At 66.4% G+C, this 21,398-nt stretch carries 20 protein-coding genes; 2 read left to right on the top strand and 18 right to left on the bottom strand.

Annotation, left to right across the window (positions count from 1 at the left end; all coding sequences use genetic code 11):
* Window positions 1–20: 20 nt before the first annotated feature.
* The 16 genes from ACUDP5_RS09240 to ACUDP5_RS09165 form a co-directional block, all read right to left on the bottom strand.
* Complete coding sequence (locus ACUDP5_RS09240) at window positions 21–1,157, bottom strand: general secretion pathway protein (RefSeq protein ID WP_263913724.1); 1,137 nt, start codon at window positions 1,155–1,157, stop codon at window positions 21–23.
* The gene (locus ACUDP5_RS09235; RefSeq protein WP_445658606.1) at window positions 1,150–2,874 is read right to left on the bottom strand and encodes an ATPase, T2SS/T4P/T4SS family; all 1,725 of its coding nucleotides are present in this window, start codon (window positions 2,872–2,874) and stop codon (window positions 1,150–1,152) included. The genes ACUDP5_RS09240 and ACUDP5_RS09235 overlap by 8 nt, the downstream gene beginning before the upstream one ends.
* Complete coding sequence (locus ACUDP5_RS09230) at window positions 2,871–3,362, bottom strand: hypothetical protein (protein WP_263913722.1); 492 nt, start codon at window positions 3,360–3,362, stop codon at window positions 2,871–2,873. The genes ACUDP5_RS09235 and ACUDP5_RS09230 overlap by 4 nt, the downstream gene beginning before the upstream one ends.
* Window positions 3,349–4,707 carry a hypothetical protein gene (locus ACUDP5_RS09225; RefSeq protein WP_445658605.1) on the bottom strand — a complete coding sequence of 453 codons (1,359 nt, stop codon included), beginning with the start codon at window positions 4,705–4,707 and terminating at the stop codon, window positions 3,349–3,351. The genes ACUDP5_RS09230 and ACUDP5_RS09225 overlap by 14 nt, the downstream gene beginning before the upstream one ends.
* Window positions 4,707–6,296 carry a hypothetical protein gene (locus ACUDP5_RS09220; RefSeq protein ID WP_445658604.1) on the bottom strand — a complete coding sequence of 530 codons (1,590 nt, stop codon included), beginning with the start codon at window positions 6,294–6,296 and terminating at the stop codon, window positions 4,707–4,709. Before ACUDP5_RS09220 ends, ACUDP5_RS09225 begins: the two co-directional genes overlap by 1 nt.
* Window positions 6,293–7,111: a TcpQ domain-containing protein gene (locus ACUDP5_RS09215; protein WP_445658603.1), complete on the bottom strand. Its 819-nt coding sequence runs from the start codon at window positions 7,109–7,111 to the stop codon at window positions 6,293–6,295. The genes ACUDP5_RS09220 and ACUDP5_RS09215 overlap by 4 nt, the downstream gene beginning before the upstream one ends.
* Before the next feature lie 149 nt (window positions 7,112–7,260).
* Window positions 7,261–8,601 carry an extracellular solute-binding protein gene (locus ACUDP5_RS09210; protein WP_263913718.1) on the bottom strand — a complete coding sequence of 447 codons (1,341 nt, stop codon included), beginning with the start codon at window positions 8,599–8,601 and terminating at the stop codon, window positions 7,261–7,263.
* 4 nt (window positions 8,602–8,605) lie between these two features.
* Window positions 8,606–9,862, bottom strand: coding sequence for a D-amino acid dehydrogenase (locus tag ACUDP5_RS09205; protein ID WP_263913717.1), 1,257 nt, complete (start codon window positions 9,860–9,862; stop codon window positions 8,606–8,608).
* A gap of 203 nt (window positions 9,863–10,065) precedes the next feature.
* Complete coding sequence (locus ACUDP5_RS09200) at window positions 10,066–11,112, bottom strand: CDP-6-deoxy-delta-3,4-glucoseen reductase (protein ID WP_445658602.1); 1,047 nt, start codon at window positions 11,110–11,112, stop codon at window positions 10,066–10,068.
* Window positions 11,113–11,167: 55 nt separating this feature from the next.
* Window positions 11,168–11,536: an aspartate 1-decarboxylase gene (gene panD / locus ACUDP5_RS09195; protein WP_025135192.1), complete on the bottom strand. Its 369-nt coding sequence runs from the start codon at window positions 11,534–11,536 to the stop codon at window positions 11,168–11,170.
* 307 nt (window positions 11,537–11,843) lie between these two features.
* Complete coding sequence (locus ACUDP5_RS09190; protein ID WP_263913714.1) at window positions 11,844–12,716, bottom strand: MOSC domain-containing protein; 873 nt, start codon at window positions 12,714–12,716, stop codon at window positions 11,844–11,846.
* A gap of 132 nt (window positions 12,717–12,848) precedes the next feature.
* Entirely contained in the window at window positions 12,849–13,772 is a 924-nt protein-coding gene (gene thpD, locus ACUDP5_RS09185) for an ectoine hydroxylase (protein ID WP_445658601.1), read from the bottom strand.
* Between the two features lie 15 nt (window positions 13,773–13,787).
* On the bottom strand, window positions 13,788–14,192 hold the full coding sequence (locus ACUDP5_RS09180; RefSeq protein WP_025135189.1) for an ectoine synthase: 405 nt from the start codon (window positions 14,190–14,192) through the stop codon (window positions 13,788–13,790).
* Window positions 14,189–15,496 carry a diaminobutyrate--2-oxoglutarate transaminase gene (gene ectB, locus ACUDP5_RS09175; protein ID WP_263913712.1) on the bottom strand — a complete coding sequence of 436 codons (1,308 nt, stop codon included), beginning with the start codon at window positions 15,494–15,496 and terminating at the stop codon, window positions 14,189–14,191. The genes ACUDP5_RS09180 and ectB overlap by 4 nt, the downstream gene beginning before the upstream one ends.
* A gap of 124 nt (window positions 15,497–15,620) precedes the next feature.
* On the bottom strand, window positions 15,621–16,181 hold the full coding sequence (gene ectA / locus ACUDP5_RS09170; protein WP_263913711.1) for a diaminobutyrate acetyltransferase: 561 nt from the start codon (window positions 16,179–16,181) through the stop codon (window positions 15,621–15,623).
* The gene (locus ACUDP5_RS09165; protein ID WP_175218601.1) at window positions 16,178–16,726 is read right to left on the bottom strand and encodes a MarR family winged helix-turn-helix transcriptional regulator; all 549 of its coding nucleotides are present in this window, start codon (window positions 16,724–16,726) and stop codon (window positions 16,178–16,180) included. The genes ectA and ACUDP5_RS09165 overlap by 4 nt, the downstream gene beginning before the upstream one ends.
* Window positions 16,727–17,036: 310 nt before the next feature.
* On the opposite strand from ACUDP5_RS09165, the gene ACUDP5_RS09160 reads away from it, so the two are divergent.
* Window positions 17,037–17,927 carry a MurR/RpiR family transcriptional regulator gene (locus ACUDP5_RS09160; RefSeq protein ID WP_445659141.1) on the top strand — a complete coding sequence of 297 codons (891 nt, stop codon included), beginning with the start codon at window positions 17,037–17,039 and terminating at the stop codon, window positions 17,925–17,927.
* Between the two features lie 38 nt (window positions 17,928–17,965).
* A complete protein-coding gene (locus tag ACUDP5_RS09155) occupies window positions 17,966–19,306 on the top strand; it encodes an aspartate aminotransferase family protein (protein ID WP_445658600.1) in 1,341 nt (446 codons plus the stop codon).
* Window positions 19,307–19,365: 59 nt separating this feature from the next.
* On the opposite strand, the gene ACUDP5_RS09150 is transcribed toward ACUDP5_RS09155, so the two are convergent.
* Together ACUDP5_RS09150 and ACUDP5_RS09145 are read right to left on the bottom strand one after the other, a co-directional pair.
* Entirely contained in the window at window positions 19,366–20,643 is a 1,278-nt protein-coding gene (locus tag ACUDP5_RS09150) for a DUF418 domain-containing protein (RefSeq protein ID WP_445658599.1), read from the bottom strand.
* Window positions 20,640–21,272: a TetR/AcrR family transcriptional regulator gene (locus tag ACUDP5_RS09145; protein WP_445658598.1), complete on the bottom strand. Its 633-nt coding sequence runs from the start codon at window positions 21,270–21,272 to the stop codon at window positions 20,640–20,642. Before ACUDP5_RS09145 ends, ACUDP5_RS09150 begins: the two co-directional genes overlap by 4 nt.
* Between the last annotated feature and the right edge of the window lie 126 nt (window positions 21,273–21,398).

The raw sequence follows: 21,398 nt of genomic DNA, 5'->3' as shown, positions 1-21,398 counted from the left end.
CGCAATGAGCCTGGCCGCAATCAGCGGCTGGCGTAGAAATTCGTGAGCGCCAGGCGCAATTCGTCTATGACCGCGTAATGCCACAACGTGATGCCCAAAGCCGTGGCGACCGAGCCGATCAGCAATGCCCAACGCAGCACGGCGGCCTGCAGCCGCACCCGCGCCAGCAACCGTGTTTCGACCCGGAGCCGGACGCGTTCAAGGCCCGCTTCCATGCCCAACGCCCCCATCATGTCCGCCATGAACCACCAGGTTTCGGGGTCCAGCAGGCCCGTATCGAAGATCTGGGCATCGGTGGCACCGCCATCGATACGCATCAGCATGCGTTCCAGGTGCATGGCCAGCCACGCGGGCGCGCCACGCCCCTGTACGGTGAGCGCGCGCCGAAGCCGCGTATCGGCAGCGCCATGCTGGCGCACCAGCACCGCCAGCAAGGAAAGAAACCGGATGGCGTGGAAATCCCGGTGCAGACGCCAGATCAATCGCCTGTCCAGCCAGGCCCGGGCGGCGCCGGTGTAATGGGGCAACGACCACAGGGTCAGCCCTCCGAGGCCCGCCACCATGACCAGCCAAGGCACCAACCAATGGCGAGCAGCCGCCGCCAATGCGAACAAGGCCCGGGTCTGCCGGCCGTAGTCTTCGGCCGGCAACGCCTGGAATACCTGCTGCAGGCGCGGCGCGGTGAACAGCGGAATCGCGCAAAGCATGGCGAGCGCCACGGCAGCGGCGACCACGCCGGCGGCCGCCGTGGACACAAGGGCAAAACGCGCCTCGGCAGCCAGCCTGGCCGCTCGCGCCAGATCGCGCAACGCGGCGGCAAGATCGCCGCCCTCTTGCTGCACACAGGCCAGCAGCAGGCATTCCGACGTGGGCAAGGTGCCCTGCCAGGCCGCCCCCAGGTCTCCGCCGACGTCTTGATAGGCCGCAGCCCAGTACTGCGACAGGCGGCCGCGCGACGAGCCAGGCCCATAGCGACGCGCGTCGTCCTCGAACAGATCGCGCAAGGTCCGGCGGCCCTGCAGGCCATCGATCAGGTCGGCGAGGTACTCGTAGTAATCGGCACGGTGCGGCAAGAAGCGCCAGGCATCCCATCGCAGCCCCAGGCCGGCGTGGAAGCGGCGGTGCCAGGAGACCGCCTGCGGCACGAGCTCAGCCATGGGTGGTCTCCGGCGCGACCGCGGCCGCCTGGCACAAGCCCAGGTCGAAACGACGCAGCAAGGCCCGGGGGTCCACCTCACCCTGGGCTGCCTTGAACAGGGCACTGTTGAGTGCCTTGGCGCCCCGAGTGGCCTCGTCACGCCAGGAAGCGTCCGGCAAGGGTCTTGCCGGGGGACGCAGCGGCGCGTAATCCCGCTTGCGCACACAGTCCAGGAAGCCTGCGGCGTGTTCAGGTTCGATCATTTCCGCCGCCACGCTGCGGCCGATCGTGCCGTTGAGTTCGGGCATCTGCGGCCGACGGCACTCGGCGCAGCCGTCCGGATTACGCACCTTGAGTGCGGCCACGTCCAGCAGGAAGGTCCGCTCGAGTGCCGCCATCCAGACCCGCCAATGCTCGGCTTCGTGCGGAGCATGACGCCGCTGCGCTGTCCCCCAGAGTTGCGCCGCGGGCCAGGCGCAGGCCGGGCACAACCTGGGCAGCAGGGTCTGGTAGACCAGCAGTTTGAGGATGCCGGGCGCGGCCAGCAACTCGCGCGAAACGCCGATGGCATCCGAGGCGAGGCGCTCCGGAATCATCGCCGCCGACCCGGCGTGCGTCGTGGCGTACAGGCTGATGCCCGAACTGGCCAGGTCCATGAAGGCGCGCCCGGTGTCGACGTCGCGTATTTCGCCAATGAGCAGATCGTTCAAGGCTGAACGCTTGATGGTCTTGAGCTTGGCATCGAATGCCGGCCAGCCGGATGCGGTCAGGGAGCCACCCAGGCTGTTCTGCAGCGCATTGCCGATGACGTATTCGACCGGGTCTTCCAGCGTGATGACTTTGCGGGTCGGGGCAATGCCGCGCATGAGCGCAGCAAGCGTGGTGGACTTGCCGGCCCCGACCACACCGGCCAGCACGATGGCCCCGCCCTCGCGCTCGCGCGCGCCGAGCAACGTGGCCACCTGGCCCGGAAGATAGCCGAGCGCGCGCAGATCGCTGCCGCCCGTGGCATCCAGCCGCAGTATGCGCAGGCATACCGAGGGCCCCGCATCGGTGGCCAGCGACGCCCACCGCAGCACCACGGGGACGCCGGCCAATTCCAGCGCGATGCGCCCCTGTTGCTCGAGCGCAGGATCGAACACCGCGCCATTGCCCCCGCGGACATCCATCCATGCCACCGCCAGCACTTCGAGCAAGGTGGCGTTGGACAGTCCGGCGAACCGTTCGGCAACGACGTATTCCCCGTGGATGGTGTAGCGGACCTCGCACCCCTCGCGTCGCTGGTTGATGTTGATATGCACATCGCTGGCCCCCTGGCCCACGCCCCACCCGACGATATCCAGGAACAATGCCGCCAGCGCGGACGTGCGAGCAGCCTGCCGGGGACCACTGCGACGGGACAGGCCGTGGGCGGTAAGCTGGCCGCGCGCGACCATGAGCAGCAATGCCGCCGGCAGCAGATAGCGCGACGGCTTGGCGAGCCGGTAACCCTGCGCCCGCACCATGCGCTCCACCTCATCGATCGCGTCGCCGACACAGAACTCCTTGACCGCGAAGATGGCGACATCGCCGTTTTCGAACAGCACCGGACAAAGACGCCCCGCCATGGCGGCGAGATCGAACTCGCGGCCGAGCGCCCGCGAGAAGGCGGGATCGAGACGTGCGATGTCTTCGGGCGCGTTCAGCGAGCACAAGGCGGCCCCCAGGGCGCCGGAGGAGGCGGATGACGAATTCATGGCGCGGGGCTCCCCATGTCCAGGCAGGCACGGACATCACGGTCATCGCGGCGCAGCCGCACGCAACTGTCTTCTACCGCGATCAATTGATACGCCTGAGAGACCGTTGCCCCCGCTACCGGCGCGGCCCGGCCCGCCTGGTAGCGCAGCAAGGCACCGTTGACGATCAGCTCCACCTGCAAGCGCCGGGCCACCCCGAAGATGGCCGATACGCGTATGTCGTCGGGTACTGAGCGGGTCGTCTGCGGCACTGCCATTGCCTTCACAGGACAAATGCCCGGCACCCGGCAATCGGCCAGCGCGGCGGCAGCGTCCGCGCGCAGCAGGGTGCGGACGGTATCCGCTTCCGGCCAGGCCTGCGGGTCGGCAGGTTCGACGGCCGGTTGCGCCCTTGCCCCGGCCACCAGGATGGCGCTGCCGACCAGGACCACCCCCCGCCGTAGCGACAGGACGCCGCTGGACAGTTGCCGGATGCTAATGCTGTTCATATAGGACTCCCTGCAATTCGGCGACCAGCGTGCTTGCGTTGAGACTGGACCGGAGTTGAGGCTGGATATTCACGGCCAGCCGGGACCAACGTGCCACGCCAAGCCGGCCCGGCAACAAGGCAAAGGACCGCAAGGGTCCATTCAGCGTGAGCGCCCGCGCACGTATGTCGGGTGTCGGCACGGCCGGCGCATCCGGCCCCGCGGCCGCAGCGGCGACACTGGCCGCCGCTGGCAATGCCACCACCGCGGGTGACATGACAATCGAGGTGAACGCCGGCCGCAATTGCTGCAGGATCACCGTCGCCCCCGTATCGACCTGCAGGGACGTCGGCAGTGTCTGGTGGGCCAAGTCCTGGACATCCGAAACCACCTGCCAGGACAGCGAGGCATCTTCGAGCGGGCTGAACGACACATGCCAACCGCGCGGCAACCTTGCGAACAGGCCCTGGTTGGTGGCCAGCGGATGCACTCGGGTGTAGCTGGCACGGCAGGACCAGCGCTCGGCAAGCGCATCGCACTGCGCACGCCGCAGGGCCCAGCCCTGGACCTCGATCGGCACTTTCGCGACTGACGTCAGCAACCGTGCAATTTCCGTGGCGCCATGCGCGGGAATGGCGCTCAGCACGGCGTGTCGCACCCGGCGAGCGACATCGGCGGCCTCCTGTGGCCGGGACACAGGCGCCTCGGTGCGCGAAGGCGGCGCGACGAACTGGCGCCACAATGCAGGCGCCACCACCGACAGCGCCAGGCAGGCGAGAAACCAGCGCAGCACGCCGGGCAACGTGTTCCACCGCGACGGCAGCACGGACAGCTGGGCGACGGGATCGACCGCCTCCAACAGCGCGGCGTAGACTTCACGCGCATCGCGGCCAGCCAGGTCAGGCCGAGCACTCATCAGCCGCGCGTGTTCGCGTAGCGCCTCGTCATGAGAATCGAACAGGCGGTCTGCCTGCGACAGCACGGTGCCGCCGTGCGCCGCCACCAACCAGTGCTGCCCGGTCGGCAGAGGCACCAGGCTATGCCCCCCATCGGGGTAGCGCAACGCAAACAATTGAGCCGCCGCCAATTGGCGTGACGCGGCGACCACGGCGCCCGCACGGCGCCAGCGCCGCGCACCGTGCAGCGTGCCCCGACCATACCCCGCCACGGTGGCAGGCGATCCGGCCACTATATAATGCGTGGCTCGCAGGCGGCGGCCGCGCGCGCGGGCCAACGATGCCACATCGGAGCCGATCAACGCGTGCCACCGCAGACCGAACGCCAGCCCGCGATCTGTGCCAGGGCATTCGACAAGAAGATATTGCGGCGCTCGATTCACACCGGAGGTGCCGGAAAATGGGCGCATCAGAACCCCTCTTCGACCTGGGCCGTAATCAGGATCAGCGTCGTCACGCGTTCGGTGGCGGCACTATCCTGGCCGCCTGTCGCCAACGGCAGCCCCGGCGCCAGGCGCTGGCGATCATGCTGATCCTGGCTACGGTCAAACCCGGAGACGATGACGGGCTGGCCCGGTCGCAGTTCTATCTGCTGCACCGTGCCGTTGCCATCCACGGTGATCTGCTGCACCTGGACCTGGTTGCCCCGCTCGCCGAAGGTGACGGTCTTCAGGGGTTGAGCCACCGCGTTGTCGTAGGCGACGGACAGCAGGATCTGGCCGTCGTCCTGGACGTCGGGCACCAAGGTCAGAAACGAACCAACGGTTTCTTCCTTTTGGCTGATGGACACGGCAGGCAATGAACTGTTGGCGCCGTCTGCCGTCATGCCCGGTACCGCCGTACTCTGCACCCGGTCGATATACGAGAACGTGGTTCGCACGGCGTGGGTAACGGGCCGGCGATTGAGGGTCAGGACGGGCACCCTGCTATGCCGCACGACCGCCCCCGTGGTGCTCAGCGCCGACAGGATGGCCTTGGACGCATCGAAAGGCCCACGCCCCGCCGCCACCTCGAGTGCACCGGAGGCCGCAGCCGGCACCGCCGGCATTGCCAGCCGCGCCGCTCCCCCGGCCGCGGCATAGACGGCGCTCCAATCGATGCCCCCTGATGCCGTGTCGCGGGAAATCACGGTGATTTCCTCGAACACGATCCGGACCCGCCGCGTCAACGCCTTGTTTTCGCGCTCGAAGAAGCGGCCTACCCGTTCCAATGCCTCGGGCGTATCAGTGATGACCAGCGCGGTTTCGCCTTCGACCGCATCGGCGATGACGCCCGAACGGGTCAGGAACGCCTGGGCCTGCGCGCGCAGGATCGCCAGTGCCTTGTGCTCGCCGCCGGACAGCGATGTGCTGGAGGTGTTTTCGAAGCCTTCCGCTTCGGCCCGCCCTGCGCGTCCCAGCCGCACATCCACCTTGCTGGCCAAGGACAGCGCACGCAAATCAAACACCCGCGTATCGGTGCGATAGAACTCCAGGGCGTTATGTTCGTAACGCCAATGCACCGAATAGCGAGCCGCCACCGCATCAAGCAGATCGGCCAGCGGCTGCGAACCGGCACGGACCTCGAAGCGTTGCGCAGCAGGCGTGGCCAGAGCGCCGTTGACCGCCAGGCGCGGCAGGAACAGGTCCAGCGGCAGCAACGCATCGGGCCTGACGCGCACCGGCATGCCCGTGGCAGTGGCCAAGCGCTGCGCCAGCGTGGACAGGTCAGCGTCGTCGGCCAGCATCAGCGTGGTCTGCACGTTCTCGCGCAAGGCCGGCGGCAGGGAGACCTCGCGCGCCAGCGGCTGGGGCTTGCCCGCCAGCCAGGGTGTGGCGACATCCTGGGCGGCCTGTCGGGCGTTTCGATCGGTGAGGCTGTCGGCAAAGGTCTGATGCCGGGAAGTGGCGTCGGCCTGCTTGCGTTCGGCAGCCTGGCGCAGGGCGACAACCTGCTCGGTCAGCGCGCAGCCGGCAAGCTGGCCGAACAGCACCAGGACAATGGCATGGCGAAGATTCATGCGGCCCCCGGCGTCGCGGTCAGCCGCGTGCAGGATTGAGCGAGGGGCACGACACGCAGCACCCGATTGCCGTAGAAACACGGCTGCAACGGCTTTTCAGCCAATTCGGTAGCGCCGAGGAGCCCGCGTACTGCGGACTTGAAATCGCCCGGGAAGTCCGCCGAGGCCGCCAACGGGATGTCGACATCGACCGCCCAATGTTGCGGCTGGAAGGTCCAGCCCGCCATGTCAGCCCAGCGCACCAGCACCGCGCGCAAGGTCGCGTCAGGCGGCGCCGCCCGGAACAGCTCGACGGGAGGTGGCGCTTGCGGAGCCGTTGGCGTGCTGGAGACAGGTTGGACAGCAACGGCGCCGGACTCGTGCAGCGGCGCCAGCGGACCCGCCCCGGCCTGCGCTGCCGGAACTGCGGCTAAGGCTGTCGTGGGGGCTGCGGGCGCGAGCGCGGCGGCATCTTGCCCGCGCTGCGCGCGGGCCGCCAATCGGCCGCCGCGGAAAGCCAGGGCACGCCAACCGCCCGCCAGCACGACATAGGGTTCGCGACGCACATAGGGCAAGGCGCGCTCGCCTTCGGGACCCACTCCGAAGATCGCCGGCAGCGCCTGACCCGGCGCAAACTGCAGCCAGGTTTCCCGGCCGTCGTCAAACACCTGCATCGGCGCGACGGCGGGGTCGCCTGACAAGTGCCAGTCAAAGCGAAAGCCCTGCTCGGCCGGTCCCGAGGCCTGCCAGGAGGTGCCCGCCGGCCGTTTGGCCAGGGGCATCGTGCAGCCTGCCAAGCCTGACAAGCTCGCCGCCAGAAAGAGTATTCGAACCATGCCTCACCGCAAGCAAAAGGCGAACCGGAAGCGGATCGCGGTGAAGACATGGTGTCGCAAGGCCAGGCGCCGCAACAGACTGGCATGTACGCAGGGCGAAAAAAAGCCCGGTTCGAAAACCGGGCTTCCTGGCCTTGCAGGCGTGGCGTTTAACGCTGCGTCGCGATGCTGCGGGCCTGGTTGGCGGCGTTGTTCAGGGCCGAGACCGGTGGGGTCTTGCCTTCCAGCGCGTCGTTGAGCTGCTGGTTGAACACGGGTTCGATGCGGTCATAGTTGGCCATGCGGAAACCGCGGCTGTTGGCGGCCGGACGCGTGCTCATCGAAGCCACCACGGCTTGGGCGCCCGGGATGCTCTTGTAGAACGACACGTCGGACGCGCGGAACGCGGCTTCGGTCAGCGGCAGATAGCCGGTGCGCTGGTGCCATTCCGCCGCGATGACGGGCTTGGACAGCCAGGCCAGGAACTGCGCGGTGGCCTTTTCTTCGGCTTGCGGACGGCCTTCAAGCGCCCACAGCGCCGAACCGCTCACGAACGGCTGGCCGCCGGTCTGGGTGGCCTGGTCGTAGTAAGGCAGCGGCGCCACGCCGAACGACAGGCCCTTGGTGGTCAGGAACTGGCCAAACGAGCCCGAATTGCCGGTCAGGACCGCGCATTCGCCCTTGGCAAAGAGCTTGTCGGCGCTGCTGTCGGCCGTGTGGGCCATGAACAGCAGCGAACGCTTCCAGCTGACCATCAGCGAGATGTGGCGCATGTAGAGCGTGTCGAATTGCATGGCAGGCGCCGCGCTCTTCTTGGTGATCGCATCCAGGCCGTTGTTGTTGCTGGTGAACTGCTGGTTGTTCACAGGCGCCAGGTTTTCCAGGTGGATCGATACCTGGTCGCTGGAGGCGTAGGGACAATCCAGGTCCGCCACATCGCGCAGCTTGAGCAGTTCGCCTTGCAGGGCGGTCCAGGTGCGCGCGGGCTTGTTGGGATCGAGGCCGGCCTTCTTGTAGGCGGCGGTGTTGTAGAACATCACCGGCACTTCGGCCATCCAGGGGAAGGCCAGCAGGCGGCCCTTGCCGTCGCGGATGAAGCTGCTGGTGGCCGGCACGAACCAGTTCAGGTCCTTGACGGGGTACTTGGCCAGCAGTTCATACATCGGCAGGATGGCCTTGTGCTCGGCCACGACTTCCGGCGAATGGTTGTCGTTCAGTTGCACCAGGTTCGGGGCCTTCTTGGCCTTGACCGCCGCGGTAGCTTCCTGTTGCAGGGCAGCTTGCGAGGCAAAGCCGCGCAGGGTCACTTTGACCTGGTCCTGCTCTTTGTTGTACTGCTTGGCCAGCTTTTCGAATTCGGCCTTGTTGGCGTCGGGCAGCGTGTGCCAGACCTGGATCTCGACGGGTGCGGCATTGGCCGCGCCCGCTACCGCCATGGCGGCGCCAAACACCCATGCCCGCCGGCTGGCGAACATCGCGCGGGCAACGCCCGCCAATTGCAATTTCTTCATAGGTTCATAGACCAAGAAAAGGGAATTCCGGTTCTGGACGACGTCCGCTGAGCAGGTCTGCCAGAGCCCGGCCCGAGCCAACGCCCATCGTCCAACCGAGAGTACCGTGTCCAGTATTGATATACAAATTGGGGATACGGCTGCGGCCGACGATAGGCACGTTCGAGGGGGTGGACGGGCGCAAGCCCGACCAATAACTGACGCGTTCGAAGTCGAGCGCGTCGGGAAAGAGTTCGCGGGCCAGCCGCGTCATGGCCTCGCAGCGGCCGGTGTTCAGGCCGCGGGAATAGCCGGACAGTTCGGCGGTGCCCGCCATGCGCAGGCGATCGCCCAGGCGCGAGAACACCACTTTGTGGCTGCTGTCGGTGAGACTGACCGTCGGCGCGCCATCGGGCTTCAAGACCGGGAAGGTCGCCGAGTAGCCCTTGGCCGGGTAGACGTTGCAAGGAATGCCCAGCGGACGCACCAGCGACGGGCTGAAACTGCCCATGGCCACCACGTAGGCGTCGGCAACAAGGGTGCCGTAGCGGCCGTCGGGCTCGATCAGTTCGACACCCTGCACCGTGCCGCCTTGGGTGATCAGACGCGTGACGCGGGTGCTGTAGCGGAATTCGACGCCGGCTCGCGCGCAGCGCTCGGCCAGTGCGACCGTGAACAGATGCACGTCGCCGCTTTCGTCTTCGGGGGTGAAATCCCCCCCGACGATGGTATTGCGATGGGGTGCCAGGGCCGGTTCGATCGCAATGACCTCATCGGTGGACACCACGCGGCGCTCGACGCCGAAATCGCGCATCAGGCCTGCGGCCCGTTGCGAGTTTTCGAATTCGTGGGGATCACGGTAGAAATTGAGGATGCCGCGCTCGAGGTGGTCGTATTCGATGCCAAGCTCGGCGCGCATGGTGCGCAACGTGGCACGGCTGTATTCGGCCATGCGAACCATGGCACGGATGTTCGGCGCCAGCCGCCCCGGCAGGCATTCACGCAGAAAGGCCAGGCCCCACATCCATTGCCGCCAATCCAGTTGGGGGCGGAACAACAGCGGGGCGTCGTCCTGGAACATCCATTTGAGCAATTTCAGGGGCGCCTGCGGATTGGCCCAGGGTTCGGCGTAGGACACCGATATCTGGGCGCCGTTGGCAAGGCTGGTTTCCTGGGCGGGTCCGGTGCAGCGGTCGATGACCACGACGTCGTGGCCTGCCTGGCTAAGCCACCAGGCGCTGGAAATTCCGATGATGCCGCTACCCAATACCGCTACTTTCATGCCCGCATTGCTCCTTGCGTACCCACTGGATCCGCGGACACGATGTCCGCGCCCCGCGGCAAGCCGCTGCCAAGGTGACATCGCAGTTTACCCCGACGCCCCGCCCTCGCCTACGGCTGAAAACATCAAAAAAAGGGGCAGAATCCTTCAGCCTGAAACCGGCCGTCAGTTCGCCCCTTTTGATTGCGCACGCCTGGAATGGATCAGGGCGCGGCTTTGGCCAGGTCGGCCTCGGACGTGAAGGCGTCCGCGTAGAACTCCTCGGGCGGCAGGCCGCGCTGGGCGCTGAATTCGCGCCGGGCGGCGTCGACCATGGGCGGCGCACCGCAGGCATACACCTGGTACCCCGACAGATCGGCAATGTCGTGCAGGACAGCTTCGTGGACAAAGCCGTCACGGCCCGTCCAATTGTCTTCCTGCAGTGCATTGGACACCACCGGCACGTAGCGGAAGTCCGGCAGCGCCTCGGTCCACGATTGCGCCAGCGCATCCATGTACAGGTCGCGCGGGCGGCGACCGCCCCAATACAGCGAGACGGGGCGGCGGATGTTCTTGTGGATCATGTGTTCGACGATGGCCTTGACGGGCGCAAAGCCCGTGCCGCTGGCCAACAGGATGATGGGCTTGTCGCTGTCTTCGCGCAGGAAGAACGAGCCGAACGGGCCCTCGAGGCGCAGGATTTCGCGCTCTTTCATCTGCGTGTCGCCAGCACCGAACACGTGGTCGGTGAACAAGCCGCCCGGCATGTGGCGGATGTGCAGTTCCAGCGGGCTGCCGGCATGCGGCGCGCTGGCCATCGAATAGCTGCGGCGGCGGCCATCCTTAAGGATCACTTCGATATACTGGCCGGCGTAATAGCGGAACTGCTCGGATGCGGGCAATTGCAGCTTGAGCACGGTGACGTCGGGCGCAGCGCGTTCCATGGTCTGCACGCGAGACGGCAGCTTGCGGATCTGGATGTCGCTGGCCAGGCGAACCTCGGTGGATTCGACCACCAGGTCGGAGGCAGGCCGTGCCTGACAGAACAGCGTGTAGCCGTCGGCCAGTTCCTCGGGCGACAGGATCTGCGCGGGATATTGACCGGCGTCGAACTCCCCGGACACCACTTTGCCCTTGCAGGTGGAGCAGGCGCCGTTGCGGCAGCTATAGGGCAGCACGATGCCCGCGGCCAGGGCGCCGTCGAGCACGGTCTGGCCGGGCTCGACCGGGAATTGATGCTTGCTGGGTTGAATGATGACCTGGAAGCTCATGATGAAACGTATCTGGGTTGACGGAGCGCCGCCTGGCGCTCCGCCCGGCCCGGCCTCAGGCCGGGAACTTGCGAATTTCCTTGACGCGGTTGGCGTCGTCCACCAGCACGACCTGCGGCTTGTGGGTGGCCGATTGCTCTTCCGACATCGGCCCGTAGGTGCAGATGATCATCAGATCGCCGACCTGGGCACGGCGCGCGGCGGCGCCGTTCAACGAGATGACGCCGCTGCCGCGGGCCGCCTTGATGATGTAGGTGTCGAAGCGTTCGCCGTTGTTGATGTTGTAGAGCTCGATGCGTTCGAACTCGCGCATGCCGGCAGCGTCCAGCAGGTCTTCGTCGATGCCGCAAGAGCCTTCGTAGTGAAGGTCGGCTTCGGTGACCGTGACGCGGTGCAGCTTTGCCCGCAGCATGATGCGTTGCATGATAGAAATATCCTGGTTTCGCGTACCGGCGCGCGAAGTGATGCAATGAATGCGAATATGCCTGCGGGCAGGTAGTTCCGCCGGCCAAGAACCGCGCGGCACCCGGTTTCTGCCGTCGGAAGCCCGTATTCTATAATTTTTGCCGCGATGGAACGCCCTGCTGGCCGCGCCCAAAGCCACTTGGCGGCATTTGCCATCCAAAATGGCAGCATTGGCCATCGTCATGGCCCGAAAACGTCCATCGCCCGGCGTGCACTGGGCCCCGGAAAAACCGGGCTGAACCGATCGGGCCAGGCCCGGCGCGATGTCAGAAATCCAGTTCGATCTCGACCCCGTCGCCCACTTTCAGGCGGGCGCCCGCGGGCGCATCGACGATGGCATTCTGGCCGAACACCACCCCGATATCCAGGTTGCGGTAACCCGCCAACGTGCGGCCGGGTTCGTCGTACTGCACGGCGGTGCGCTGATCGATATCGGGAATCGAGCAGCGGGTGCACGGCTTGACGAACGCCATGCTGACCGGCCCGGCGGTGATCATGGCGGTGTGGTCTTCCTCGAAGGCCTCCCACTCCCCTTGCACGACGATATTCGGCCGGAAACGGTCCATCGACACCGGCGACACGCCCTTGGCCTGCAATCGGGCATTCAGGTCGTCCAGCGATGCCTGGTTGGCCACCAGTAGCGGGAACCCGTCGGCGAAACCGAAGAAATGATCGCCGCCAAAGGTATCGGCCAGGTCCGGGTGGCCGTCGGTCCACCTGTCCACCCATTCGGCCTTGGCCGGGCGGGCCGCGGCCTCGTCCACCTTGTACAGGCGGCATGGCGTCTTGAGGAATGCCGAACACCATTCGGCCGCTGCCTCGCCTTCGCGACGTGCGTCGATGAAGTCCTTCCAGACGCCCACCGATTCCACGCCGGCCTGCAGGCCGGAACCATCCAACGGCACCTCCAGGTCCGCCATGCCGGGCGCCGACAGACGCAGCGAATCGGCCGTGAGCGCGGTGCGGATCAACGCCATGGCAGGCCATTGACGCTGCGTCATGAACTGGCCGTCGGCGCCGATCACCATCCAGCGGCGGTCATGCGCCAGCCCGGCGCGGTCCACCGGCGACTCGGCCAGATCGATACCGGCACAGGATTTGATCGGATAGATATGCAGGCTGAGGATGCGGGCGGACATGGCAGGAATGCGGTCGTGGAAAAGAGCGGCAAAGCATAGCGGATGGACGAAAAAAAGCCCAGGCGGACCTGGGCTGAAAGAATGAAGCCCCCGCGGGGGGCAGCAAGCGCAAAGCGCGCGGCGTGGGGGCCCTCAACCAACCAGTTTCAGGGCATCCAAGGGCGTCACCGCCTTGAACGCCTTGCGCGTGGCGATGTGCTCGGGGCGCGGGGTCAGGCCGTACTTGGGCGGCTCCAGCGTGTTTTCCATGCTGTTGTAGACCATGAACACGTTCGACCGGGGCCACGGCGAAATGTTGCTGTTCGAGCCGTGCATGGTGTTGCAGTCGAAAAACACCACCGAACCGGCCTTGGCGGTCATGGAGCGGATACCGCCCTGCTCGACCAGCAATTGCAGGCTGACCGGGTCCGGCACGCCATATTCCTGCTTCTTGAGCGATTGCTTGTAATGCTCATTGGGCGTTTCGCCAACGCAGGAAATGAACTGGCGGTGCGACCCGGGCACCAGCATCAGCGGCCCGTTGCAGTCGTTGTTCTCGGTCAGCAGCACCGAGCAGCTCAGCGCACGCATCGACGGCATGCCGTCTTCCACGTGCCAGGTCTCGAAATCCGAATGCCAGTAGAACTCCTTGCCCTTGAAGCCAGGCTTCATGTTGGCGCGGGACTGGTGAATATAGACTTCGGACCCCAGGATCTGGCGGGCCACGTTGACCAGTCGCGGATCACGCACCAGGCGTGCCAGCACGGGGTTCAGCACGTGCACCATGAAGATGGAACGCACCGCATTGCTGCCGGGCTCGGTGATCGATTCTTCGCGACGGACGATCGACGGGTCGCGCGTCATGCGCTCGACCTCGGCCGACAGTGCGCGCACCTCAGCTTCCGAGAACAGGTCTTCGAGCAGCAGGAAGCCGTCGCGCTCGTAAGCGCCGATCTGCTCGCCGCTCAGGGCGTTGGCATAGCGGCCGTCGCCGTAGACCACGGGGTCCTGGCGGGAAATGATGGCGGAACTGCGATCCGTACGGGAGGCGTACGGATCCTGTGCAGGTGAGATCATGCGAACCTCCTTGTATCAGGCCGCTTTCGCGTGGGCTTCAGGCAAGGCGTAGACGCCCTCTTTGTCGTGCACTTCCTGGCCCGTCAGCGGCGGGTTGAAGACGCAGATGACCCGCAGCGGCTCCTTGCCGCCGCACAGCCAGTGCTCGTCATGCTCGTTAAGCGCATAGACCACGCCCGGCCCCAGGTCGTATTTCTTGCCGTCGGCAATGGTCTCGATCGAGCCATCGCCTTCGATGCACCACACCGCTTCCAGGTGATTCTTGTAGTGGATATGGGTGCGGCCGCCCGGGAAGATGGTGGTCTCGTGGAAGGAAAATCCCATGCCGTCCTTTTTCAGCAGCACACGGCGGCTGACCCAGGTATCGGTGCGGACTTCATCGGCGGTTCCGATCACATCTTTGACATTACGTACGATCATTGACGTTTTCCTCCAAATTTGAGAATGCGGGCGGACTGCCCTTCTTCAGCCAGCGCGTCGGCCACGCTGGCCTCGATCACATCCAGGCCCTTGGTGAGCAGCTCTTCCTCGATGGTCAAGGCGGGCAGCAGCTTCAGGACCTCATCGTGTGCGCCCGACGTTTCGATGACCACGCCGCGCTTGAACGCGTTGGCGGCGATACGGTTGGCCAGCGCGGGGGTGCTGTTGCACACCAGGCCCTGGATCAGGCCGCGGCCACGCACCGACAGGCCGGCGTTGGGATAGCTGTGGACCAGGTTTTCCAGCCAGTCGCGCACCAGGCGCTCCTTGCGCTGGATGTCGGCCGTGAAGGCGGTGTTGGCCCAATAGGTTTCCAGGGCCTGCGTGGCGGTGACGAAGGCCAGGTTGTTGCCGCGGAACGTGCCGCTGTGCGCGCCCGGCTTCCAGATGTCGAGTTCGGGCTTCATCAGCACCAGGGACATCGGCAGGCCAAAGCCCGATAGCGACTTGGACAGCGTGATGATGTCGGGGCGGATGCCGGCGGCCTCGAAGCTGAAGAACGTGCCGGTGCGGCCGCAGCCCACCTGGATGTCGTCCACGATCAGCAGCATGTCGTGGCGCTTGCACAGCTTGTCCAGTTCTTTCAGCCAGCGCAGCGTCGCCACGTTGACGCCGCCCTCGCCCTGCACCGTTTCCACGATGACGGCGGCGGGCTTGTCCATGCCGCTGCTGGGATCTTCCAGCATGCGCTCCAGGTAGGCCATGGTGTCCACGTCCGGCCCGAAGTAGCCGTCGTAGGGCATGAAAGTGGTGTTGGCCAATGGATAGCCGGACGCATCGCGGAACTTCATGTTGGCTGTCACCGCCAGCGAACCGCCGCTGACGCCGTGAAAGCCGTGCGTGAAGGAAATCACATTGGGCCGCCCTTTCACCTGGCGCGCGATCTTCAGCGCCGCCTCGACCGCATTGGTGCCGGTGGGGCCGGTGAATTGCAGGGTGTACTGCCAGTTGCGCGGCTTGAGCAGCACGCGGTCAACGGTCTCGAGGAATTTCTTCTTGGCGCTGGTGGCCATGTCCAGGCCGTGCACCACGCCATCGGACTGCACGTATTCGAGCAGCTTTTCCTTCAGCACCGGATTGTTGTGGCCGTAATTCAAGGTGCCGGCGCCGCTGAAGAAGTCGATGTATTCGCCACCGTCCTCGTCGACCAGCGTCGAGCCCCTGGCCTGGCTGAAGATCACGGGAAACGAACGGATGTAGCCCCGTACTTCCGACTCCATCCGGTCAAAGATTTTCAAGTCCATGTGATTAATCCTCCCTTTCATCTCATAAGTTGACAGACGGCCAGAGCCCCTCCGCATGCGCGCCAGGCGCATCCGGATCAGAACAGCCATCCCGGTTTTCGATAGGACCCGCTGCGTTCCCGCCTTACGGCGCGGGCAATGAGAAGGGGCCTATCCTCAACAACATCTCGTCGTCGTGGTCCGCGCCGCCGAACAGTTGCCGATCGAAGAACGGCTGCTCGGAAACGTGGGCGCCCAGCTCGCCGGCCAAGCCGGCGAAAGTGCGGCGCGATGCCTGGTTGTCAGGCGCCACCGTGGTTTCAAGATGACGAACATGCTCGAGCCCCTTGCGTCGCAAGAGCTCCCGAAGCATGGCGCGGCCTAACCGTTGGCCGCGTGCGCGGGTGTGCACGGCGACCTGCCAGACGAACAACACGTCAGGCCTGTCGACAAGCACGTAAGCGGAGATAAATCCATCGATGCGTCCTCCGGCGCTTTCGGCCAGGACGCAGGTGCCGCGGTTGTGCTCGCACAGGAGCAGGTACGCGTATAGGGAATTCACATCGAGTGGCGGGCACTCGGAGATAAGCTGGTGGATCGCGGCGCCGTCTTTGCGGCGGGGCTCACGCAGGAGATGCGTTTCGCTGCCCGCCGCCGGCGCCACGGCACTTGAGTTGATGGGGTCGATCAGTTCGTTTGTTCTCATACAACCAGTCCCGATTCGGGAGGCGCCCCGCCGGTGGGCACCTCGAGGATGGGCGACGACACGTCGCCATGGGTATCCGTTGCGACTCCGCTTTCTTCTTCCATCAGCGCCACGATGCGCTCGAGCGACAACGTGATGGTGGCCTGCTCCAGCTCGGGCAAGGCGTTCAACGCGTCGGCCAGGTGCTTTTGCAGCGGCGACGGCGCCTGCTGCGCGAGCTCGCGGCCGGCGTCGGTGGCGGTCACGAAGACGATGCGGCGGTCTTCGCGGCCGCGCTCGCGGCGGATCAGGCCCTTGTCTTCCAGGCGGTCGAGAATGCCGACGACCGTGCTGGGGCTGACATGGATTTCGCGGCTGATCGCGGTGGCCGTCAGCGGGCCATTCGCGATGACCGTGCGCAGGCACATCAGCTGCGGCGCCGTGATGTGGCTCACCGCAGACAACTGGCGCGAATGCAACGCGATGGATCGCGTGATTCGGCGCAGCGCCCGCAAGATGCGCAGGTCGTACTGCTGCGAGGGGTCGGTTACGGTCTGTTTATTCATGACTGAATTAGTTCAGCTAAATTGATTTCTATACGAATGATATGGGTGACCTATCCCTGTGTCAAACCCCATCACCGGCCATTTTGTAATCATTTTCGCGCTATTTGCCGGCATGTCCCCAAGGGCATTCCCAGGGGGACAGCGACGTTACGGTTTGTCGGAGTTGTCGTACGATTCGCAAATAAAACATCTGTTTTTTACTTCCATATAGATGTAGCATTTGTTTTATTTCGTTCTGTGCACCGACGCCATCGTGACAACCGCCCTGCTGGACCATCTGCGCGAGATCAGCGCAACCCTGCCCGCCGAAATGCAGCGTGCGGCGCGTTGGGTACTGGCCAATCCGGCCCAGGTCGGACTGTGGTCGATGCGACGCCAAGCCCAGGCCGTGGGCGTGTCGCCGGCCACGATGCTGCGGTTGGCCCGCGCCGCCGGGCACGAGAGCTACGAAGCCTTTCGCGCCCCGTTCCAACGAGCCCTGGCCGGCGAGTCCGATGCCAGCTTGCGTGACCGCGCGGCGCGCTTGCAGGCTTCGCACGCGGGCCAAGGCGGCGGCCGCGGCCATGACACCCTGACGCAGCTGCAGACCGAGGCCATGGCCTCGGTCTGGCAGGCCAATGACGAGGCCGCGTTCGATGCGGCCGTCACGGCGTTGCTGGGTGCACGCCAAGTGGGCTTTCTGGGTACGCGTTCCGCGTTCGGCATCGCCTTCCAGATGCGCTACGCCTACCACCTGCTGCGCCGCAATGGCATCCTGATCGACGGCTTGGGCGGCGCGTCTGCCGAAGACGCCGACTGCCTGCAGGAAGGCGATGCGCTGGTGGTGATTTCGCAAGCGCCCTACCCGGCGGCCACCGTGCGACTCACCCGCCAGATCGCCGCGCGCGGCGTGACGGTATTGGCGCTGACCGACAGCGCGGCAGGTCCGGTGGCCCAGGCCGCCGACCACGTGCTGCGCTTTACCCGGCCCGATGATCCGGCGGCGGCGCAAGCGCCCCCCGATGCATCGGCCCAACGCGGACCCGGCTCTTTCTTTCACAGCACCGCGGGCCTGCTGGGCCTGGCCGAACACCTGATTGCGCGCCTGGCAGCCCGCGGCGGCGACGCCGTGCTGCAGCGCCTGGCCGACATCGAAACCCGCCTGCAGGCCGACGGCGCCTATTGGCGCGAACCGACGCGCAAACGCGGCGTCGCCCCCTGAACTTTGCCCCCGCTTCCCCGCTACCGGAGACCCCAGCCATGACCCGCACCCGCGTTCTACACCGTTCCCTGCGCAGCACGCCGCCCGTCGCCGTGCGCGGCCAGGGCGTCTGGCTCTACGACCAGGAAGGCCGCGCCTACCTGGACGGATCGGGCGGCGCGGCGGTCTCCTGCCTGGGGCACAACCATCCCGACGTGCAGGCGGCAATGCATGCGCAGATCGATGCGCTGGCCTACGCCCACACCAGTTTCTTCACCACCGAGGTCGCCGAGGAACTGGCCGGCATGCTGGTTGACGACGCGCCCGCCGGCACTTCGCACGCGTACTTCGTGTCGGGCGGCTCGGAAGCCATCGAGGCCGCGCTGAAGATGGCGCGCCAGTACTTCGTGGAAATCGGCCAGCCGCAGCGCCGCCACATCGTGGCCCGGCGCCAGAGCTATCACGGCAACACGCTGGGGGCCTTGGCGGTGGGCGGCAACGCCTGGCGCCGCGCCCAGTTCGCGCCGCTGTTGATCGATGTCGAACACGTGTCGCCCTGCTACGCCTACCGCGACCAGCGCGCCGGTGAAACCGACGACCAGTACGCCGACCGCCTGGCGCAAGAGCTGGACCAGGCTTTTGAACGGCTGGGCCCGGACACCGTGATGGCCTTCGTGGCCGAACCGGTGGTGGGCGCCACATCGGGCGCGGTGACAGCCGTGCCCGGCTACTTCCGCCGCATCCGCGACGTCTGCGACCGCCACGGCGTGCTGTTCATCGCCGATGAAGTCATGTGCGGCATGGGCCGCACCGGCACCTTGTATGCCGTCGAACAGGAAGGCGTGACGCCCGACCTGATCACCATCGCCAAGGGCCTGGGCGGCGGCTACCAGCCGATCGGCGCGGTCATGGCACAGGAACGCATCGTACAGGCCATCCAGCAAGGCAGCGGCTTCTTCCAGCACGGCCATACCTACCTGGGCCACGCGACGGCCTGCGCAGCGTCGCTGGCGGTGCAGCAGGTGATCCGACGCGACAACCTGCTGGCGCGAGTACGCACGCAAGGCGAGGGCCTGCGCCAACGCCTGCAACAGGCGCTGGGCGACCATCCGCACGTGGGCGATATCCGCGGGCGCGGCCTGTTCATGGGCGTGGAGCTGGTGCGCGACCGCGCCAGCAAAGAGACCTTCGACCCGGCCCTGTCGCTGCACGCGCGCATCAAGCGCGAAGCCATGGCGCGCGGCCTGATGGTCTACCCCATGGGCGGCACCATCGACGGCCGCCAGGGCGACCACGTGCTGCTGGCCCCGCCCTTCATCATCTCGGACGACGAACTGGATCAGTTGACCGAGCGGCTGGCCGGTGCGATCGACGCGGCCATCGCCGACGCCGGGCGTTGAGGCGGCGCCGGGAGGGGGCCGCCCCGAATCGGCCAATCACCTGACCGCGAGCGGCCCGCCTAGCCGCCCCGCTCCGAAGGCACGCGGCGCCAGGCCGGCCACGCTCCGATGGTCAGGGCGCGCAGGAACCACTCAACCGGACCGTAGGCATGGCGGCGCAGCCACCATGCCGACAATGGCAACTGCGCCGCGAACAGCGCGGTGGCGATCAGCAAGGTCATGCCCGGCGACACGCTGCCGGACAGCCGCCATCCCCAGGCCGTGAACAGCCACGCGCACACCACCGATTGCATCAGGTAATTGGTCAAGGCCATGCGGCCGGCCGGCGCCAGCCAGCGGGCCAGGCAGGCGCCGGGACGCGTGCGCATCGCCAGCAGCAGGGCCGCGGCGTACGACATGCTGAGCAACGGTGCGGTGAGCAGGTCCGTGGCCAGGCCCAACGTTTCCCATACCCGGGGCGTCGCGTGCAGGGTGGTGGTGGCGTAGATGGCGGACCCCGCCAGTCCTGGCAAAACGCCCAGCGCGCACAACAGCCACAGCACGCGCGGCTCGCGCCAGGGGTTGGCCAATGCCTGCCGGCGCCCCAGGGCGTAGCCCACCAGGAACATGGCAAACACGAACGGCCCCTGCACCAGCACGATGGCGGCCCAGAGGGTCGTCGTCAACTCGAGCCAATGCCGAGAGATCGTCGTCATGACCGAACCGCGATAGGCTTCGATCGCGGCCTGGGCGTCGGCGGCCGACACCTTGGCCGCCGCGCGGCTGTACGCTTCGGTGCCGGCCGCATCCAGCAGGCTCAAGGCGCCCAGCGCCGCCCAGGCCAGCGAGACCAGCCCGATAAGCCATAGCGCCCGCCGCAACGCCCGGCTGGGCGCCATGCCGCGGCAGGCCATCAATATCAGGCCCAGCAGCGCATAGGTCAGGAGGATGTCGCCCTGGTAGAACAGCACGGCATGCGCCAGGCCCAGCGCCGCCAGCCCCAGCAGCCGTCGGGAAAAACGCGGCGCGAACGCGGCCCCGCTGCGTTCGGCCGCGGCCATCTGCAACGTGAAGCTGTAGCCGAACAGGAACGAAAACAGCAGGTAGAACTTGGTCTCGAACAGCCACGCAATCAGCCAGCCGACCACGTGGTCCTGCACCCGGGAAAATTCGGGATGGGGGATCCCGCTGGCGTAGAAGGGCGAGGCGAACACGCCGATATTGACCACCAGGATGCCGAACAGCGCGAAGCCGCGCAGTGCATCCACGTGCGCCAGCCGTTGGGGCGCGGCGCCCTGCTGCCCCGGCGGTCCCGCTTCGGGCGCTTGATGCGGCGCCGCTTGCACAGGCGTGCTCATGCGCCCTCTCCCGCCTTGCCTTTGACCACCGGTGACGGCGGCAGGCACCCTTGCAGCGCGGCATCGAGCAGCCGACCGCCCGCGGCGGCATCGAACTGCGGATCCACCACCGACCGGCTGTAGACCCCGTCAAGCAGCAACAGCAGCATGTCAGCCATTTCCGCGACCGGCCGCGGCAGCGCGGCGGGCGGCAGCGGGCACCACACGGCCGCCAGCAACGCCGTCAACGCCGCCTTGCGTTCGGCTTCGTTGGCCATGACCAGGGCGTGGACCCGGGGATTGCGCACCGCCTCGGCCAGCACTTCCATTCCCAGCCGCACGAAGCCGGGATCCTGGTACTGCGCCAGGTTGTCGCCCACCCAGCGGGTCAGCGCCAAGCGTGCGTCGGGCTCGGCGTCCACGCCCTGCTGGCGTTCGCGCAGCGTCTCGGTATCCGACGCGATCAGGGCTTCGATGATCTCGGCCTTGCTGGCGTAGTAATGGAACAGGTTGCCCGGGCTCATGCCTGCGCGCGCACAGATCTGCGCGGTGGACGTAGCGTGGAAACCGTTTTCGGCGAAGCAGTCTGCCGCGGCGGCCAGTATCTGGCGGCGGCGCTCGTTCTGCCTGGCAGGATCTATTTTTCGCATGATATGGCGCGGTGACGTCCGTGAAGGGTGATGCTTTATTAATAGACTGATTGATCTATCTATTAAATACCGCCACCCCGCCCCGGGTCAAGCCAGCCGTGCCGATGGCCAGGAAGCCCGCGCAAG

This window comes from Achromobacter sp. NCFB-sbj8-Ac1-l, from assembly GCF_052695805.1.
This window is presented reverse-complemented; position numbering and strand designations above follow the sequence as displayed.

Excerpts from the sequence above, each read along its gene's own strand:
- ACUDP5_RS09240 (WP_263913724.1), bottom strand. The coding sequence starts at position 1,157 with ATGGCTGAGCTCGTGCCGCAGGCGGTCTCCTGGCACCGCCGCTTCCAC.
- ACUDP5_RS09235 (WP_445658606.1), bottom strand. The coding sequence starts at position 2,874 with ATGAATTCGTCATCCGCCTCCTCCGGCGCCCTGGGGGCCGCCTTGTGC.
- ACUDP5_RS09230 (WP_263913722.1), bottom strand. The coding sequence starts at position 3,362 with ATGAACAGCATTAGCATCCGGCAACTGTCCAGCGGCGTCCTGTCGCTA.
- ACUDP5_RS09225 (WP_445658605.1), bottom strand. The coding sequence starts at position 4,707 with ATGCGCCCATTTTCCGGCACCTCCGGTGTGAATCGAGCGCCGCAATAT.
- ACUDP5_RS09220 (WP_445658604.1), bottom strand. The coding sequence starts at position 6,296 with ATGAATCTTCGCCATGCCATTGTCCTGGTGCTGTTCGGCCAGCTTGCC.
- ACUDP5_RS09215 (WP_445658603.1), bottom strand. The coding sequence starts at position 7,111 with ATGGTTCGAATACTCTTTCTGGCGGCGAGCTTGTCAGGCTTGGCAGGC.
- ACUDP5_RS09210 (WP_263913718.1), bottom strand. The coding sequence starts at position 8,601 with ATGAAGAAATTGCAATTGGCGGGCGTTGCCCGCGCGATGTTCGCCAGC.
- ACUDP5_RS09205 (WP_263913717.1), bottom strand. The coding sequence starts at position 9,862 with ATGAAAGTAGCGGTATTGGGTAGCGGCATCATCGGAATTTCCAGCGCC.
- ACUDP5_RS09200 (WP_445658602.1), bottom strand. The coding sequence starts at position 11,112 with ATGAGCTTCCAGGTCATCATTCAACCCAGCAAGCATCAATTCCCGGTC.
- panD (WP_025135192.1), bottom strand. The coding sequence starts at position 11,536 with ATGCAACGCATCATGCTGCGGGCAAAGCTGCACCGCGTCACGGTCACC.
- ACUDP5_RS09190 (WP_263913714.1), bottom strand. The coding sequence starts at position 12,716 with ATGTCCGCCCGCATCCTCAGCCTGCATATCTATCCGATCAAATCCTGT.
- thpD (WP_445658601.1), bottom strand. The coding sequence starts at position 13,772 with ATGATCTCACCTGCACAGGATCCGTACGCCTCCCGTACGGATCGCAGT.
- ACUDP5_RS09180 (WP_025135189.1), bottom strand. The coding sequence starts at position 14,192 with ATGATCGTACGTAATGTCAAAGATGTGATCGGAACCGCCGATGAAGTC.
- ectB (WP_263913712.1), bottom strand. The coding sequence starts at position 15,496 with ATGGACTTGAAAATCTTTGACCGGATGGAGTCGGAAGTACGGGGCTAC.
- ectA (WP_263913711.1), bottom strand. The coding sequence starts at position 16,181 with ATGAGAACAAACGAACTGATCGACCCCATCAACTCAAGTGCCGTGGCG.
- ACUDP5_RS09165 (WP_175218601.1), bottom strand. The coding sequence starts at position 16,726 with ATGAATAAACAGACCGTAACCGACCCCTCGCAGCAGTACGACCTGCGC.
- ACUDP5_RS09160 (WP_445659141.1), top strand. The coding sequence starts at position 17,037 with ATGCAGCGTGCGGCGCGTTGGGTACTGGCCAATCCGGCCCAGGTCGGA.
- ACUDP5_RS09155 (WP_445658600.1), top strand. The coding sequence starts at position 17,966 with ATGACCCGCACCCGCGTTCTACACCGTTCCCTGCGCAGCACGCCGCCC.
- ACUDP5_RS09150 (WP_445658599.1), bottom strand. The coding sequence starts at position 20,643 with ATGAGCACGCCTGTGCAAGCGGCGCCGCATCAAGCGCCCGAAGCGGGA.
- ACUDP5_RS09145 (WP_445658598.1), bottom strand. The coding sequence starts at position 21,272 with ATGCGAAAAATAGATCCTGCCAGGCAGAACGAGCGCCGCCGCCAGATA.